General features: G+C 72.6%; 17 protein-coding genes. 13 read left to right on the top strand and 4 right to left on the bottom strand.

Annotated features, from left to right (window positions below):
• Nucleotides 1–17 precede the first annotated feature (17 nt).
• Nucleotides 18–512 carry a GyrI-like domain-containing protein gene (locus AB0368_RS14335; RefSeq protein WP_366154294.1) on the top strand — a complete coding sequence of 165 codons (495 nt, stop codon included), beginning with the start codon at nt 18–20 and terminating at the stop codon, nt 510–512.
• On the opposite strand, the gene AB0368_RS14330 is transcribed toward AB0368_RS14335, so the two are convergent.
• A complete protein-coding gene (locus tag AB0368_RS14330) occupies nt 513–662 on the bottom strand; it encodes a hypothetical protein (protein ID WP_366154597.1) in 150 nt (49 codons plus the stop codon).
• Nucleotides 663–695: 33 nt separating this feature from the next.
• Nucleotides 696–1,175 (bottom strand): GNAT family N-acetyltransferase, encoded by a 480-nt coding sequence (locus AB0368_RS14325; protein ID WP_366154293.1) that lies wholly within the window; start codon nt 1,173–1,175, stop codon nt 696–698.
• 58 nt (nt 1,176–1,233) lie between these two features.
• Between AB0368_RS14325 and AB0368_RS14320 the strand changes: the two genes are divergently transcribed.
• The 4 genes from AB0368_RS14320 to AB0368_RS14305 all read left to right on the top strand — a co-directional run bounded on the left by AB0368_RS14320 (nt 1,234) and on the right by AB0368_RS14305 (nt 4,901).
• Entirely contained in the window at nt 1,234–1,797 is a 564-nt protein-coding gene (locus tag AB0368_RS14320) for a helix-turn-helix domain-containing protein (RefSeq protein WP_366154292.1), read from the top strand.
• Complete coding sequence (locus AB0368_RS14315; RefSeq protein WP_366154291.1) at nt 1,794–3,068, top strand: MFS transporter; 1,275 nt, start codon at nt 1,794–1,796, stop codon at nt 3,066–3,068. The genes AB0368_RS14320 and AB0368_RS14315 overlap by 4 nt, the downstream gene beginning before the upstream one ends.
• Before the next feature lie 72 nt (nt 3,069–3,140).
• Nucleotides 3,141–3,350, top strand: coding sequence for a hypothetical protein (locus AB0368_RS14310; protein WP_366154290.1), 210 nt, complete (start codon nt 3,141–3,143; stop codon nt 3,348–3,350).
• 96 nt (nt 3,351–3,446) lie between these two features.
• On the top strand, nt 3,447–4,901 hold the full coding sequence (locus AB0368_RS14305; protein ID WP_366154289.1) for a replication-associated recombination protein A: 1,455 nt from the start codon (nt 3,447–3,449) through the stop codon (nt 4,899–4,901).
• 755 nt (nt 4,902–5,656) lie between these two features.
• Here AB0368_RS14305 and AB0368_RS14300 read toward each other — a convergent pair.
• Entirely contained in the window at nt 5,657–7,300 is a 1,644-nt protein-coding gene (locus AB0368_RS14300) for a hypothetical protein (RefSeq protein WP_366154288.1), read from the bottom strand.
• A 256-nt stretch (nt 7,301–7,556) separates the two neighbouring features.
• Between AB0368_RS14300 and AB0368_RS14295 the strand changes: the two genes are divergently transcribed.
• The 8 genes from AB0368_RS14295 to AB0368_RS14260 all read left to right on the top strand — a co-directional run bounded on the left by AB0368_RS14295 (nt 7,557) and on the right by AB0368_RS14260 (nt 15,263).
• On the top strand, nt 7,557–7,799 hold the full coding sequence (locus tag AB0368_RS14295; protein WP_366154287.1) for a hypothetical protein: 243 nt from the start codon (nt 7,557–7,559) through the stop codon (nt 7,797–7,799).
• Between the two features lie 377 nt (nt 7,800–8,176).
• Entirely contained in the window at nt 8,177–9,190 is a 1,014-nt protein-coding gene (locus AB0368_RS14290) for a hypothetical protein (protein WP_366154286.1), read from the top strand.
• Between the two features lie 76 nt (nt 9,191–9,266).
• Nucleotides 9,267–9,725: a DUF948 domain-containing protein gene (locus tag AB0368_RS14285; protein WP_366154285.1), complete on the top strand. Its 459-nt coding sequence runs from the start codon at nt 9,267–9,269 to the stop codon at nt 9,723–9,725.
• Between the two features lie 45 nt (nt 9,726–9,770).
• Nucleotides 9,771–10,073 carry a hypothetical protein gene (locus AB0368_RS14280; RefSeq protein ID WP_366154284.1) on the top strand — a complete coding sequence of 101 codons (303 nt, stop codon included), beginning with the start codon at nt 9,771–9,773 and terminating at the stop codon, nt 10,071–10,073.
• Nucleotides 10,070–12,754, top strand: a complete 2,685-nt coding sequence (gene alaS / locus AB0368_RS14275) for an alanine--tRNA ligase (RefSeq protein ID WP_366154283.1) — start codon at nt 10,070–10,072, stop codon at nt 12,752–12,754. Before AB0368_RS14280 ends, alaS begins: the two co-directional genes overlap by 4 nt.
• Before the next feature lie 16 nt (nt 12,755–12,770).
• Nucleotides 12,771–13,232 carry a Holliday junction resolvase RuvX gene (ruvX, locus tag AB0368_RS14270; protein WP_366154282.1) on the top strand — a complete coding sequence of 154 codons (462 nt, stop codon included), beginning with the start codon at nt 12,771–12,773 and terminating at the stop codon, nt 13,230–13,232.
• Entirely contained in the window at nt 13,229–14,416 is a 1,188-nt protein-coding gene (gene mltG / locus AB0368_RS14265; RefSeq protein ID WP_366154281.1) for an endolytic transglycosylase MltG, read from the top strand. The genes ruvX and mltG overlap by 4 nt, the downstream gene beginning before the upstream one ends.
• Before the next feature lie 10 nt (nt 14,417–14,426).
• Entirely contained in the window at nt 14,427–15,263 is an 837-nt protein-coding gene (locus tag AB0368_RS14260) for a shikimate dehydrogenase (protein ID WP_366154280.1), read from the top strand.
• Here AB0368_RS14260 and AB0368_RS14255 read toward each other — a convergent pair.
• Nucleotides 15,238–16,389 carry a multidrug effflux MFS transporter gene (locus AB0368_RS14255; RefSeq protein WP_366154582.1) on the bottom strand — a complete coding sequence of 384 codons (1,152 nt, stop codon included), beginning with the start codon at nt 16,387–16,389 and terminating at the stop codon, nt 15,238–15,240. The two genes, AB0368_RS14260 and AB0368_RS14255, sit on opposite strands and share 26 nt — an antisense overlap.
• Nucleotides 16,390–16,476: the final 87 nt, after the last annotated feature.

The raw sequence follows: 16,476 nt of genomic DNA, 5'->3' as shown, positions 1-16,476 counted from the left end.
CCGGCATGATGGACCGCATGCTGGCGGAACCCACCATCGTCGAACGGCCCGAGCAGGTCTACGTCGGGCGGCGGGAATCGATCACCATGACCGAGTTCGCCCGGGTCGCCGATCATCTGCCCACGATGTTCGGCTGGCTGGGGGAGCGGGGTGTCACCCCCGTCGGGGCGCCCTTCTTCCGTTACCGGGTCATCGACATGTCGGCCGAGCTGATCGTCGAGGCCGGTATCCCGGTGGCCGCGCCGATCGACGTCGCCGAACCGACCTTTGTGGACGTGCTGCCGGCCGGGCGGTACGCGACCGTGTCGCACGTCGGGCACCCCGACGAGCTCATGGGCGTCACCGCGAACCTGCTCGACTGGGCACAGCATCGCGGCCTGGAGTGGGACCGGACGCCGACCCCCGAGGGCGAGGTGTGGGGTGCGCGGCTGGAGGTGCTCATGACCAATCCGGCCCAGGAGCCCGACATGCACAAATGGCAGACCGTGCTGCTCTTCAAGCTCGCCGACTGATCAGTTCGGTGGCATGGCGGGATGCCACGAGCAGCGCCGGGTCGCCGTCGCGAGCCAGGCCTCCACCGCCATCGGGGCGTGGTTGGACAGCCAGCCGTCCCGTTCGGGGCCGGTGCGGCGAAGCCGGATCAGCGCGTCGTCGAGGACCATGACGGCAGCGTGCATCTTCAAGCGGGGTTGAGGTCAAGGCGCCGGCAGGTAGAGGCGCATCGCCGGTTCATCGGTACGCCGGAAGCCCATCGCCGCGTAGAGCGGTTCCCCGTCGGGCGAGGCACGCACGTCGACGGCGGAGACGCCGCGGGTGGCGTACCAGTCGATGAGGGCGGTCAGGCAGGCGCGGGAGTAGCCCCTGAGCCGGTACTTGGGGTCGGTCGCGACGTTGTACACGTACCCGCGAAGTCCGGTCGGGTCCCGCGGGTTGGGGAGCCGCTGATCGACCGCGCCCACGACGCAGGCCGCGAGCCCGGTGCCGTCGGGGCGGTCGACGACGAAGGCGGCGAGCATGCCGTCCGGGTCGCTGAGCTGCTTCTCGAGGATGGCGGCGCCGGTTCGTTCCCATTCGCCGGACGGTGCCGGCTCGTCGCCCATCCCGTCGAGCATCACCTTGCGCAGGCGCATCAGCTCCTGCGCGTCCCCGGGCACCGCCTGTCTCGCATCGATCATGACCACATCGTTGCATAAAACTGTTGCATAAACTCTGTGCACAACTATTGTGCAAGGTATGGAGCAGAGGGAAGTCCGTCTCGACGCCCGCCAGATCCGGGTGCTGGCGCATCCGCTGCGGTTCCGGCTGCTGGGCCGGCTGCGCCTGGACGGGCCGGCGACCGCCACGCGGCTGGCCCAGGCGCTGGGCACCAACACCGGGGCGACGAGCTACCACCTGCGGCAGCTGGCCGACGTCGGTCTGGTGCTCGAGGAGGAGAGGCCCGGCCGTGGCCGGGAACGCTGGTGGCGCTCGGCGCACGACATGACGAGCTGGCAGCGGGACAACTTCGCAGGGGATCCCGATGCCACCGCCGCGGCGGACTGGCTCGAGGGCTCCTGGCTGCGCGGCCTGGTCGAGCAGGCCGAGGCCTGGCGGCGCGTCCAGGGTGACGAGGCGCCGCAGTGGCGGGAGGCCGCGAACTTCTCCGACTACTGGCTGCACCTCTCGGCCGACCAGCTCAACGCCCTCAACGCCGAACTCGCCGAGGTCGTCGAGCGCTACCGCGCCGCCGGCCCGGCCCCGGACGCCCGGCAGATCGTCTTCTACCTGTACGGAATGCCGAGAGTGGAGCCGTCATGACCACGCTCACCCCCGCCCGTGCCCAGCGTCGCTTCCTGCTGTTGCTCGCCCTGCGCTGGCTGCCCGTCGGCCTGATGATCCCCGTGATCGTCCTGCTCCCGCTGGAACGCGGCCTCACGCTGGCCCAGTACGGCTCGGCCGCCGCGCTGCAGGGCATCACCGTCCTGCTGCTCGAGCTGCCGACCGGCGGGCTGTCCGACGCGATGGGCCGGCGACCCGTGCTGCTGCTCGCGGGCATCGTCGACATCGCGTCGCTGTGCCTGCTGACCGTCGCCGACTCGGTCCTGCTGTTCGTGATCTTCTACATGCTCCAGGGCATCTACCGCGCGCTCGACAGTGGACCGCTCGAGTCCTGGTACGTCGACCAGGCCCTGGCCGCCGACGAGCACGCCGACATCGAGACGGGCCTGAGCCGCAGCGGCGTGGTGATCGGGGTCGCCATCGCCGCCGGGGCCCTGGTCACCGGCGGCCTGGTCGCCCTGGGCCCGTTCGGCCCGGTCAGTGCGCTCAGCTCACCCGTGTACGTGGCGCTCGCCCTGCAGGTCGCCTCGCTGGTCGCCGTGGCCACCCTGATGACTGAGCCGCGTTCCCGGCGGGGCCTCGGCGCCCTGGCCGCCTCCGTGCGTGCTGTGCCGGGGGCGATCGGGGGCGCCGTCGGGCTGCTGCGCCGGTCCCGGGTGGTCGTCGCCCTCATCGCGGTCGAGGTGTTCTGGGGCTTCGGCATGATCGCTTTCGAGAGCCTGACGTCCGTACGCCTGGCCGACGTACTGGGGGACCCCAACCGGGCCTCCGCGCTGATGGGCCCGGTCGGCTCGGTGGCGTGGCTGGCCTCGGCGGCCGGTGCCGCGCTGGTGCCCGTGCTCGCCCGCCGCATCGGTGCGCCGTGGACCGGCTTCACGCTGCGGATCCTGCACGGGATCACCGTCGCCGGGATGGCCCTGCTCGCCGGGCCCGTCGGGGTGATCGCCGCGTTCCTGCTCTGCTACACCGTGCACGGCGCGGCCAACCCGGTCCACAGTGGCCTGCTGCACCGCCAGGTGGAGGGGCCGTACAGGGCGAGCCTGGTCTCGCTGAACTCCATGGTCGCCCAGCCGGCCGGCGCCCTCGGACTGGTCGTGCTCACGGCGATCGCCACGCAGGCGAGCCTGGTGGTCGCGCTGCTGGTGGGGGCGGCCGTCCTGGCCCTCGCCGCGCCGCTCTACCTCGTCGCGCGGCGCAGTGCCCCGGAGACCGTCCCGACCGGTACGCCGGAGGTGGTGCCGGCGCCGTGAGCGGGGGTTTGCGCGCGACCACCCCGGGGGTAACAGCACGCCAAGCGCTCTCACCCCCACTGGAGGCCCACCATGCTCGCGATCGCCGCGGCCGTCGTCTTCGGCATCTACCTGCTCCTCGACCTGCTCGACGTGAAGACCACGGACCTGTTCAACTTCCCGACGTTCGCCTCGCTCGGACTGCTGCTGCTCTCGCTCTACCTCGCCGGCATCGGCAGCGGCCCGCGCGCCGGCAGCGGCAGTGGCCGCCGCTTCTACGGTCGCCGCCCCGGCCGCGGCTGACCTCTGGTTGCTCCGCGCGTACACAGGGTTACTATCCGGCCCGCCCACATCGGTGCATTTCCGGCACCGGAGGGCGGGCCGGTACTGTCGTTGCCGATGGAATTCGACGGACTCTTCCCCCTGACCGGGCCGGGTGGCGTGGACACCGCGGCACCGGCCGGTGCGGAGTCCGGCTTCACCCGCCCCTCGGCCGACTCGCCACTTCCCGTACGCATGCGCCCGGCCACCCTCGACGAGCTCGTCGGGCAGCAGCACCTGCTCGCCCCCGGTGCGCCCCTGCGCCAGCTGGTCACCGGCACCACCCCGATGTCGGTCATCCTCTGGGGCCCGCCCGGCACCGGGAAGACCACGATCGCGCACCTGGTCGCCGCGGCCACCGACCGTACGTTCGTCGCCATGTCCGCGCTGACCGCCGGCGTCAAGGACGTCCGCGCGGTCATCGACACCGCCCGCCGCAGACGCCGCGCCGGGGGACCGCCGACGGTCCTCTTCATCGACGAGGTGCACCGCTTCAGCAAGACCCAGCAGGACTCGCTGCTTGCCGCCGTCGAGGACCGCACGGTGACGCTGCTCGCGGCCACCACGGAGAACCCGTACTTCTCGGTCATCTCCCCACTGCTGTCCCGCTGCGTGCTGCTCACCCTCCAGGCCCTCGACGAGAACGACGTCCGCGGGCTCATCCGCCGCGCGGTCACCGACGAACGCGGCCTGGGCGGCGCGGTCACCCTGACCACGGAGGCCGAGGATCATCTGGTACGGCTGGCAGCCGGCGATGTTCGCAAGGCGCTGACGGCGCTGGAGGCGGCGGCCGGCTCGGCGGCGGCCCAGGGCGTCACCGAGATCGACCTGGCCACGGCGGAGAAGGCGGTCGACGTGGCGGCGGTCCGCTACGACCGCGACGGCGACGCCCACTACGACGTGACCAGCGCCTTCATCAAGAGCATGCGCGGCTCCGACCCGGACGCGGCCCTGCACTGGCTGGCCCGCATGCTGGTGGCCGGCGAGGACCCCCGCTTCATCGCCCGCCGCATCGTCATCTTCGCCAGCGAGGACGTGGGCATGGCCGACCCGCAGGCGCTGCTCGTCGCGACCGCCGCGGCCCAGGCCGTACAGTCCGTCGGCCTGCCCGAGGCCCAGCTCAACCTCGCGCAAGCGGTGGTCCACCTCGCCACCGCGCCCAAGTCCAACAGCGTGACCACCGCCATCTCGGCCGCGATCGCCGACGTCCGCGCGGGCCGCGGCGGCGCGGTCCCGGCCGCCCTGCGCGACTCCCACTACCCCGGATCACGTGGTCTCGGTCACGGCAAGGGCTACCGCTACCCACACGACGACCCCAAGGGTGTTGTTAGGCAGCAGTACGTGCCGGATGATCTGATCGGCGCCGACTACTACACCCCAACCGACCACGGCGCCGAACGAGCGGTTGCGGACCGCTTGCCCCGGCTGCGCAGAATCGTCCGAGGCACCCCGCCGCCCCCCGGCGGCACACCACCCGCCCCGACCGCGCAGCACGACGACAGCGGCCCCGCCGCCGGAGAGGACCAGCCGTGAGCAGGCGCGGCGCCGAGCCCAGCGACTACGACGACCAGCGCGCCGACCAGACCGGCCGCAGCCGCCGGCTGTTCGGTCGCGGCCGTCCGGAGCCGGTCGCGCCCGAAGAGATCCCCCGCGAGGAGACGGGGTGGCTCGACGACCTGCGCACCGCCAAGGAGAAGGGCGGCGCGATCGGACCGGGCACAGCCCCGGGCGAGGCCCGCACCAGCAAGAGCGGCCGGCGCGCGCCGGGCCCGGACGAGGCACCCGACGGCGATCCGTTCCCGGTACTGCCGTCATCCGGGCCACCCGCCCCCGGCCCGTCCCCGTCCGCGCGCGGCGGCGGTGCGTCTCCGGCGGTCCGCGGCGGTAGTCCGACCCCGTCCGCCCACGGCGGTAGTCCGACTCCGCCTGCGCGCGGCGGCGGACCGACTCCGGCTGCCCGCGGCGGCGCACCGACTCCGGCTGCGCGCGGTGGCGGTCCGTCTCCCGCTGGGCCCGGCGGGGGTCCTGCTCCGGCCGCGGGTCGCCGAGCCGCTCCGGACCCGGAAGCCGCCGGCCCCGGTCACGGCCGTCGGAACATCGACCCGGGCTCGCATGACCGAAGCTCCTCCGGTTCCTTCCCGGCCGTGGGCTCACCGTCCGGCGGTTATCCGCCGGTTGACGGCCCGTCCGGCGGCTTCCCGTCCGTAGGCGGCCCGTCCGGCGGCCACCCGTCCCTAGATGGTCCGTCCGGGGGCCAATCGGCCGTGGGCCGCCCGTCCGGCGGCTTCTCACCCGTGCGTCCGGCATCCGGCGTGCCCGCCACAGGCAACGCCCCGCAGGTCCCCGCGGCGCGACCCGTCTCCCCGGGCATGCCGCCACCGGCCGGCCGGCGCGCTGCACCCCCGCAGGGCCCGTTGCCCGGCCGTCCCGTGTCGCCGCCCGGGCGTGCCGCCCGCCACCAACAGCCTTCCGGTCACGGCTATCCCGAGCAGACCGGCGCGGGCAACCCCGCGATGCCCGGGCGGCCGGATCCGGCTCAGCCCCGCCACGGCGGCGCGGCGCCATCCGGTCCGGGCGCAGGCTCCTCCCGGCCCGGCAGCCACGCGGTGCCCGACCGCGACGCCGGCTATCAGGCGCCCGACCGCGACGGTGGTTATCCGGCGCCGGGTCGCGCCCCCGGCCAGGCTGGACCCGACCGGGTAGGCGGTCATGCCGCCCCGGACCGCCCGGCCGGCCTCGCTGACCTGGCACCCGGCCGCGGAGCCCCCGAGCACACGGGAGGGCACGCCGCGCCCGATCGTGGTGCCGCGCATGCCGCGCCGGATCGCCCAGGTGGCCACGCCGCACCTGAGCCCGGTGACGGTCGCGCTGCCGCCGACCGCAGCGGCGCTTTCCCGCGGGTCCGCGGCCGCAGCGCGCCTGCCGAGCCCGGGTTTCCGTCCGGTGGACGTCGCAGCGCGCCGGATGATCGAGCCGAGCCGGGATTTCCGTCCGGTGGACGTCGCAGCGCGCCGGACGATCGGGCCGAGCCGGGTTTCCCGTCCGGTGGACGTCGCAGCGCGCCGGATGATCGGGCCGAGCCCGGATTCCCTGCCGGCGGACCGGCCGGTCGTCACGAAGGCGGCGGTGCCGCACGCCCGAGCAGTGGCGCCACCCGGCCCGTGTCGGCTGTTCCCGGCGCGGAAGGGCAGTCCTTCGGCTCCCGCAACGCTGCTGCCTCCGGCCGCGTACGGCCCGGTGGCCCGCCGGCCGACCAGGGTGGCCGCCACGGCCGCCCGGACTCGGACGAGGCCTCCGGCGCGATGCCGCCCGGCCGCGGCGGCACCGGACCGATCCGGCCCGCCGGACAGCGCGGCCCGGACGCCGGAAACGCGCCCACCGGCAGGCGCGGACGCGGCGCCCCGGACGGCGGCCGTACCGGACCGGCGCAGCCGGCACGCGCGTCCGCGGCCGTGGTTCCGCCGGTGGTACCCGGCAGGGAAGGCGTCAGGACGCCTCCGGTGCCGGGTCGTGCCGGGGCCATGGCGGGCAGCACCTCCGGCGTCATCGGCACCACGGGACAGATCGCGCAGGCCGGGGCCCGCGCGCCGGGCGCACCCGCGAGGGGCACCGGCCGGGTAGGACGCCCGGGTCAGCCGGGTCGCGCCGTACCGGGCCAGCCGCCGCCGCCCGGTCAGCCGCACCCCGGCGCGGGCCAGCCGGACCCGGCTCGCCCGGGCGGCTCCGGTCAGCCGGGCGTCGTGCGACCCGGTGAGGGTCAGCCGGGTGCGGCGCGTCCGGGTCAGCCTGGCGTGCCACGGCCGGGTCAGGGTCAGCCGGGAGTGGCGCGGCCGGGTCAGGGTCACCCGGGTGCGGCGCGGCCGGGTCAGGGCCAGCCGGGTGTCGCGCGTCCGGGTCAGAATCCGCCCGGCGGAGGACAGCCGGGCCGTCATCAGCCCGGTCCGGGCGGTCCGCAGGTACCCGGCCGAGCCGCGTCGGGACCGGCAGGGACGGCCCCCGCCGGAATGCCCACCGACTTCGCGGGCCCGGGTGCGGCACCCCCCGGCCGCGCCGCCGCACCAGGACGCCCGTCGGAGGTCCCGGGGCGGGCGGCATCCGCACCGGTCCGGCCCCCGGCGACTCCGGACGGCACGGGCCCGATCCCGCGCGGAACGGGCGCTGTTCCTCGTGGCACTGGCGCGGTCCCCCATGGCACGGGCCCGATCCCACGTGGCACTGGCGCTGTTCCGGGTGGAACGGGCGCTCTTCCGCGAGGTACTGGCGCGGGTCCGGGTGGGACGGGTCCGATTTCGCGTGGCGCGGGCGCTGTTCCGCGTGGCGCGGGCGCTGTTCCGCGTGGCGCGGGCGCTGTTCCGCCTGGCGCGGGTCGGGGCCCGCGCGGCACGGGAGCCGTGCAGGGCAGTCCTGCGGGTGGGATCCCGGGCGCCGTAAGACCGGTTTCCGGTGCTTCGCGCTCTGTTTCGGGCGCCCCGCGCCCCGCTGCAGGTGCCTCGCGTCCTGTCTCCGGTGCTCCCGACCCGGTCTCGGGTCTGCCGAGCTCGGTCTCAGGTGGTCCTCGTCCGGTTTCGGGCGCTCCTCGTCCGGCCTCGGGCGCTCCTCGTCCGACTTCGGGCGCTCCCCGTCCAGGCGACGGTGGTCTCCGTCCGGCCGACGGTGGTCTCCGCCCCACCGAGATCCCGCCCCGCCCGACGTCAGGTGCTCCCCGCCCGGTCTCCGGAGCACCGGGTCCGACGTCCGGCCCGGGCGATCTGCCGATTCGTACCACAGGCGAGGGCGGGCCTGATCTGCCCGGCCGCGGCGCAGCGGCCGTGCCACCCGTCCGTGCCGCAGCCACGGTGCAAGCGGGCCGAGGCGCCGCTGCCGTTCCCGGCCAGGGCGCAACTGCGGCGCCCGGCATCGGTGCCGCCCAGGCACCCGGCAAGGGCGCCGCTCAGGTACCCGGCATCGGCGCCGCCCAGGTGCCCGGCCAAGGTGCTGCTCAGGGCCAGGACCAGGGCACCGGCGGGAAGTCTGGTCAGGGGACGGGCGACGGCTCCTCGGGGCGTGTCAGGGGCGCCATTCGGGCTGCGGCTGCCGCGCGGGCGTCCGTACCGTCGAAGGCCGATGGTGACGACGAGCCCGGAACACAGGGTGGTCCGCTGGGCGGTCTGCGGGGTGCGCGGTCGGAGCTGCGCCGGCAGATGCGGGCGAAGCGCCGCCTGCGGGTGCTGACGTTGGTTTCGCTGAGCATCCTGGTGCTCGGCCTGCTGCCGCTCTTCTTCGGGATCCGCTCCGCCACCCGCGACCCGGTCTTCAACTCCCTCGACGCGCTCGACGTGCCCGGATGGGCCGGCAAGGACACCGACGACCGGATCAGCGGGAGCCGGTGGTGCTTCATCGAGTGCCGGTTCCGGGAGCGGGAGGCCCAGTCCGACCGGCCGTTCGAGGAGACCAACCAGGCGTACTCGGCCGCGCTGCGGTCCGCCGGGTGGGCGGTTCGCGGCGGTGAGTGCACCGACCAGCCGACGACCGAGGGCAAGTACACGTGCTGGACCAGGGACGAGTTCACTCTGGACCTGTGGGTACGCCTGCCCGAGTGTGCCGTGGACGCGGTCGCGGCGCGGGATCCGGCGACGGTGCCGTCCACGGGGCCGGACGGGACCGTGCCGACCACCGATCCCGCGAAGTGTGTCGGGTCGACCGTCACCATCAAGGTGCAGAACGCCGTGACGGATCTCCGGGGCAAGCCTCAGCCCGCCGTCGACCCGTCGTTGATCGGGGAGACGCCGGACCCCGTGCTGACGAATGATCCGTTGCTGGAGCCGACACCCTCGGCGTCGTGACGCGGTCCGCGATGACGGACGGTAGGGTCTGCACGTTGTCACGCTCAACGGTTCGTCGGTAGAGGAGACGCGTGTAATGAACGCCGGAGAAATCGCAGGCCTGATCGCGGCGGGCGCGTTCCTGATGCTCGTGCTGGTGCTGGCCGTGCCGATCCTCAAGCTGCGGCACACCGTGGATGCGGCCACGCAGGCCATCAACGACCTGAACGACCGCACCGGGCCGCTGCTCGGCGGTGTCACCGAAACGGTGGAGAACGTCAACACCGCGCTCGGTCAGGTGCAGGTCTCTTTGGACGGTGTGAACGTCCAGCTCGCGAAGATCGACACGATGACCGAGCACGCCCAGAACGTCACCGCGAACGTCGCCAACCTGGCCACCGTCGTGTCCGCCGCCGCCGCGAACCCGCTGGTCAAGGTCGCCTCGTTCGGGTATGGCCTGCGCAAGGCCGCCGCCGCCCGCCGGCACGCCGAGGACGAACGCGAGGTTCGCACCTCCCTCAAGCAGCGACGCAAGGCGGCCCGCGCGGCCCGCTGACGCCTCAGCGCGTACGAAAGAGCCGAAGAACCGGAGAGAAGACTCATGAAGCGGTTGCTCTGGCTGGGCGTGGGCCTGGCCGTCGGCGCCATCGTCGTCCGAAAGATCACCAGGAAGGCCAACGAGTTCACCCCTTCCGGCATCGCCACGTCGCTGTCGGAATCGGCTGGCGGTCTCGTCGAGTCCCTGCGTAGCTTCGTGGAAGACGTGCGCGAGGGGATGGCCGAGCGCGAGCAGGAGATCCACGCGGCCTTCGCCGCGGGCGAGCTTTACGAGGACAGGTTCGCCGACCTGCGTGACGAGCAGGACGGCTCACACGGGCGGCACGCCCAGGAGGGTCAGCGATGAAGACGGCGGAGATCAAGCGGCGCTATCTGGCGCATTTCGAGGCCAACGGGCACACGGTCGTGCCGAGTGCCCCGCTGCCCGCCATCGACGACCCGAACCTGCTGTTCATCAACGCCGGCATGGTGCAGTTCGTGCCGTTCTTCCTCGGCCAGCGAACCCCGCCGTACCAGCGCGCGGTCAGCGTGCAGAAGTGCATCCGCACGCCCGACATCGACGAGGTCGGCAAGACGTCGCGGCACGGCACGTTCTTCCAGATGAACGGCAACTTCTCGTTCGGCGACTACTTCAAGGCGGGGGCGATCCCGCTCGCGTGGGAGCTGTGCACCAACCCGGTCGAGCAGGGCGGCTTCGGTCTCGACCCGGAGCGGATCTGGGCGACCGTCTACCTCGACGACGACGAGGCCATCGACATCTGGCGGCAGACCGGCATGCCCGCCGAGCGGATCGTGCGCCGGGGCAACAAGGACAACTTCTGGTCCATGGGCATCCCCGGCCCGGCCGGTCCGTGCTCCGAGCTCTTCTACGACCGCGGTCCTCAGTACGGCCGTGAGGGTGGCCCCGAGGTCGACGAAGACCGGTACATGGAGTTCTGGAACCTCGTCTTCATGCAGTACGAGATCACCGACGTGAAGAGCAAAGAGGTGTTCAAGATCGTCGGTGATCTGCCGGCGAAGAACATCGACACCGGCATGGGCCTCGAGCGCATCGCGTCGATGCTGCAGGGTGTGGACAACCTCTACGAGATCGACGAGGTCCGCCCGATCCTGGCCCGCGCGGCCGAGCTCACCGGCAAGAAGTACGGCGCGGGCTCCGGCCACGCGGCCAGTGAATCGAGCCCCGACGACGTGCGCCTGCGTGTGATCGCCGACCACGTGCGCACCTCGCTGATGCTGATCGGCGACGGTGTGACGCCGTCGAACGAGGGACGCGGCTACGTGCTCCGGCGCATCATGCGCCGGGCGATCCGGGCCATGCGGCTGCTCGGCTGGCAGGAACGCGCGCTGCCCGAGCTGCTGCCGGTGGCGCGGGACTGCATGGCGCCGTCGTACCCGGAACTCGCGGAGGAGTTCGGCCGGATCTCCACGTACGCGTACGCGGAGGAGGACGCGTTCCTGTCCACCCTGCGCGCGGGCACCACGATCCTCGACACGGCGATCACCGACACCAAGACCAAGGGCGGCAAGGCGCTCTCCGGCTCGCAGGCGTTCCAGCTGCACGACACGTACGGCTTCCCGATCGACCTCACCCTGGAGATCGCGGCCGAGCAGGGCCTCAGCGTCGACCAGGAAGGCTTCCGCCGGCTGATGGCGGATCAGCGGTCCCGCGCGAAGGCGGACGCGGCGGCGCGCAAGACCGGTCACGCGGACCTGTCGGCGTACCGTGCGGTGCTGGACGCCGGGGGCCCGGTGGAGTTCACCGGCTATGCGGAGGTCTCCCGGGAGTCGCGGGTGCGTGCGCTGCTGGGCGACGGCGGCGCGCGGGTCGAGGCGGCCGGCGAGGGCGACTACGTCGAGCTGGTGCTGGACAGCACCCCGTTCTACGCCGAGGGCGGTGGCCAGCAGGCCGACAGCGGCCTGATCAACGTCGGCGGCGGTCAGGTCGAGGTCGTCGACGTGCAGCAGCCCATTCCGGGCCTGATCGTGCACAAGGCCAAGGTGGTCCGCGGCGAGGTGCGCGCGGGCGAGGCCGGCTTCGCCGAGATCGACGTGACCCGGCGCAAAGCGATCTCGCGGTCGCACACCGCGACGCACCTGATCCACCAGACGATGCGGACGTTCCTCGGCGAATCCGCGACCCAGGCGGGTTCGCTGAACGCGCCGGGCCGGCTGCGGTTCGACTTCAACACCCCCGGCGCGGTGTCGCCGAGCGTGCTGCACGACGTCGAGCAGCAGGTCAACGAGGTGCTGCTGCGTGACCTCGAGGTCCATGCCTTCATCACCTCGCAGGAGGAAGCGCGCCGGCTCGGCGCGATGGCCCTGTTCGGGGAGAAGTACGGCGACGAGGTCCGAGTGGTTGAAGTCGGCGACTATGCGCGTGAACTCTGCGGTGGCACGCACGTCGCCCGCTCCGGCCAGCTGGGCCTGGTGAAGATCCTCACCGAGTCGTCGATCGGCGCCGGCGTACGCCGGGTCGAGGCGCTCGTCGGCATCGACGCGTTCGGCTTCCTCGCCAAGGAACACCTGCTGGTCTCGCGCCTCGCGGAGATGTTCCGGGTGCCCGGCGACAAGGTCGCGGAGCGGGTCGAGCAGACCGTCACCGCGCTACGCGACGCGGAGAAGGAACTCGAGAAGATGCGCGCCCAGATGGTGCTGGGTGGGGCCGGTGCGCTGGCTGCGCAGGCGAGGGATCTGCGGGGCGTGGCGTTCGTGGCCACCGAAGCACCCGAGGGCGCGGCGACCAACGACGTGCGTACCCTTGCCCAGGAGATCCGCGGGAAGATCGACGGTGGTCGACCCGCCGTGGTCGCGGTAGCGGCCCGGTCCAACGGCAAGGCGTCACTGATCGTAGCGATCAACGCGACAGCGAAGCACCGCGGCCTGTCCGCCGCGGACCTGGTGAAGGGCGCCCTGTCCGGCAGGGGCGGCGGCAACGCCGACCTCGCGCAGGGCGGCGGAGTGCCCGCTGACCAGGTCACGGCGCTGCTTGCGGCGGTGGAGAAGGCGGTCGGGGAGGCTGCCTGAGAGGAAAGGTGGCCCGATGAACGCACTGCCGCGGGGTAGGCGGTTGGGCGTCGATGTCGGTAAGGTGCGCGTCGGGGTCGCGCTGTGTGACCCCGACGGGATCCTGGCCACCCCCCTGGTTACGGTGCCCCGTGACATGACGGCGGCGCCTGGCGCCGTCCCTGGCGACATCGCCGAGCTCGTCCGCCTCGTGGGGGAGCACGAGGTGGTGCAGATCGTGGTGGGTCTCCCGGTGCGCCTCAACGGCGCCGAGGGGGATGCCGCCATCGACATTCGTGCGTACGCTGAGCGGCTGGAACGGGCGGTCGGGCCGGTCCCGATCGCCCTGGCGGACGAGAGGATGTCGACCGTGGTCGCAACCCGTAGGCTTGCCGAGCGAGGAGTCCGGGGGAAGCGGCAACGGGCGGTCGTCGATCAGGCGGCCGCGGTGGAGATCCTGCAGAGCTGGCTGGACGCACAGCGGAGGCAGACGAGATGATCGACGAGCTGGACCTGGCGTTCGACGAACAGATCGAACGCGGCAAACCCCGCCACCGGCGGGGCGCCCGCGGTGCCAAGGGCGGCAAGGGCAAGTCCGCCGTCGCCTTCCTCATGGTGTTCATCCTGCTGGGCGTGCTCGGCGTCGGCGGCTATCTCGGCTACGAGAAGGTCAAGGGCTTCTTCACCGCCGCGGACTACGACGGCCCGGGCACCGATCCGGTGCAGGTCGAGATCGCGAAGAACGCCAGCCTGACCGATATTGGCAACGCGCTCGTGGACGCTGACGTGGTGAAGAGCACGGCGGCTTTCGTGGACGCCGCGGATGCGAATCCCAAGGGCAAGAACATCCAGTCGGGGACGTACAAGTTGCGCAAACAGATGGCCGCCGAGCAGGCCGTCACCCTGCTGCTCGACCCGAAGACGCGGGTGAGCAACGGCGTCACCATCCCCGAGGGCAAGACGGCCAACCAGGTCTACGCCATTCTGTCGAAGGCGACGAACATCCCGGTGGCCGATTTCAAGAACGCCGCCAAGGACCCGGAGGCGCTCGGCATTCCGGATTTCTGGTTCAACCGTACGGACGGGCAGAAGGTCACCAAGTCGGTCGAGGGCTTCCTGTTCCCGGACACCTACGAGTTCCCGCCCAAGGGCACGGCGTCGGACTACCTCCAGCTGATGATTCAGCACTTCCTGTCGGTCGCGCAGGACATCGACTTCGTGAAGAAGGCGGAGACCGAGCGGAACATCAGCCCGTACGAGGTGCTGACCGTGGCGTCGTTGTCGCAGGCCGAGGCGGGCAACGCCGCGGACCTCGGCAAGGTGTCGCGGGTCGCGTACAACCGGCTCTACGGCAGCAGCTTCCACTGCAAATGCCTGGAGTTCGACGTCGGGATCAACTACTACTACCAGCTCACCGGGAAGCCGACGAAGCCGTCCGGCAAGATGACCGATGCGGAGCTTTTCGACACCAAGAACCCGTACCGGCTGCACGGCAAGGACGGCCTCACGCCGACGCCGATCAACAACCCGGGCAAGGCGGCGATGGAGGGTGCGCTCGCGCCGCCCAAGGGTGACTGGCTGTATTTCGTGGCCATTGACAAGCAGGGCCATTCGGCCTTCACCGCCGACTACAACCAGCACCTGAAGAACATCGAGACCGCCAAGAAGAACGGTGTCCTCTAGGGTCTGAGGGGTGCAACCCAACACCGGCCGCCGGGCCGCCGTCTGTGGCAAGCCGATCGCGCATTCGCTGTCGCCGGTGATCCACGCCGCGGGTTTCGCCGCGGCCGGCCTCTTCGACTGGTCGTATACGGCCATCGAGTGCGCCGAGGCCGAGTTGCCGCAGCTGGTGGCCGGCCTCGGGCCGGAGTGGGCCGGCCTGTCGCTGACCATGCCGCTCAAGGAGGCGGCCCTGACGCTGGCCGCGGAGGCGTCGCCCGTCGCGGTCGCGACCGGTGCCGCTAACACTCTGGTACGCCGTGACGACGGGACTTGGTTCGCCGACAACACCGACGTACCGGGCATGGTCCGGGTTTTGCAGGACGCCGGTCTCTCCGCGTCTCCGTCCGTCGCCGTGCTGGGCGGCGGTGGCACCGCGCGGGCGGCGCTGGCCGCGGCTGCCGGGCTCGGTGCCACCGGCGTGACGGTGGTGACCCGCCGACCGGAGGCGCGCGACGAGCTCGCCCCCGCCGCGGAGGCGCTCGGGCTGACGATCGCCGGCGTCGACTGGGCCGATGCGGCGACCGTGTTCGACGCGGACGCCGTCATCTCGACCGTGCCGAAGGGTGCCGCTGACGGCCTCGCGGTGCAGATCGCCTGGCGGCGGGGCACGGTGCTCTTCGACGCGATCTACGATCCGTGGCCGACGCCGCTGGCCGCCGCGGCCGCCGCGCACGGTGTGCGCGTGGTGTCCGGACTGGATCTGTTGCTGGCTCAGGCGTTGGGGCAGTTCGAGCAGTTCACCGGCGTCCGGCCGGCCCCGGAGCGCGCCATGCGCGAGGCACTCATCGCGGCCGCCGGGGCGCGGTGAGCAGCAGCACCGACAGCAGCGCGACGACCGCTGACGCCAGGATCGCCACCCCCATCGGCACGCCGAGGCCGGGGTCGCCGAAGCCCATCAGCGGCGCGGCGAGCGCGGCGATCACCGACTGGACGCCGCCCATCAGGGCCGCCGCCGTGCCGGCCCGTTCCGGGTGCCGGTCCAGCGCGAGGGCGGTCGCGTTCGGTGTCACCATGCCGATGGTCCCGACCAGCACGAACAATCCCGTGATGAGCCCGGACAGGCTGCCCAGGGTGGCCGCCGCGAGCACCACCGCGCCGGAGAGCGCCTGCGCGGCCAGGGTCGCCAGCAGCAGCCTCCGGGGCGCGGCCCGGTCCAGGAGCTTGCTGTTCGCCTGGCTCAGCACGATCAGCGCGCAGGCGTTGACCCCGAACAGGATGCTGAAGACCGTGGGGGAGATGCCGTACCCGTCCTGGAGCACGAAGGACGAGCCGGAGATGTAGCTGAACAGGGCCGCGAACGCGAACGACTGAGCCAGCGTGTAGCCGATGTAGACCCGGTCGGCGGCCAGCACGCGGGCGGTCCGGGCGGTGTCGCGCAGGCCGCCGGGGCTGCGCCGGTCCGCCGGGAGCGTCTCCGGGATCCGCCACGCCAGCAGAGCGGTCAGCAGCGTCGCGATGATGCCCAGCGCGACGAAGATGCCGTGCCAGGACGTGACCTTCAGCACCGCGCTGCCCAGGCTGGGTGCGGCGATCGGCGCCACGCCGAAGATCAGGATCAGGCGGGAGAAGAACTTGGCCGCGGCGACACCGGAGTACAGGTCCCGGACGATGGCGCGGGCCACGACGACGCCCGCGCCGCCGGCGAAGCCCTGGAGGAGCCGGATCGCCGCCAGCAGCGGCGCGCTCGGGGCCAGGGCACAGAGCAGGGACAGGATCGCGTACGCACCCACGCCGATCAGCACGGGCCGGCGCCGCCCCCACCGGTCGGTGAGCGGCCCGCAGACGAGTTGCCCGAGGGCCAGCCCGATGAGGCACGTGGTGAGCGACAGCTGCACCTCCGCGGCCGGCACGTGCAGGTCGGCGGCGACGGCGGGGAACGCGGGCAGGTACATGTCCAGCGACAGCGGCCCGATGGCGGTGACGAGGCCGAGCATGACGACCAGCAGCGGCCGGTGCGGCGGGGGGACGGTTTCCTCGGCGGGGGCGGCAGGCTGGGCGGACACCCGTGGACCATACCGGCT

The organism is Actinoplanes sp. NPDC051475 (assembly GCF_040689425.1).
Classification (GTDB): Bacteria; Actinomycetota; Actinomycetes; order Mycobacteriales; family Micromonosporaceae; genus Actinoplanes.
Note: the sequence above shows the minus strand (reverse complement) of the source record. Positions and strands in the feature narration are given on the sequence as shown.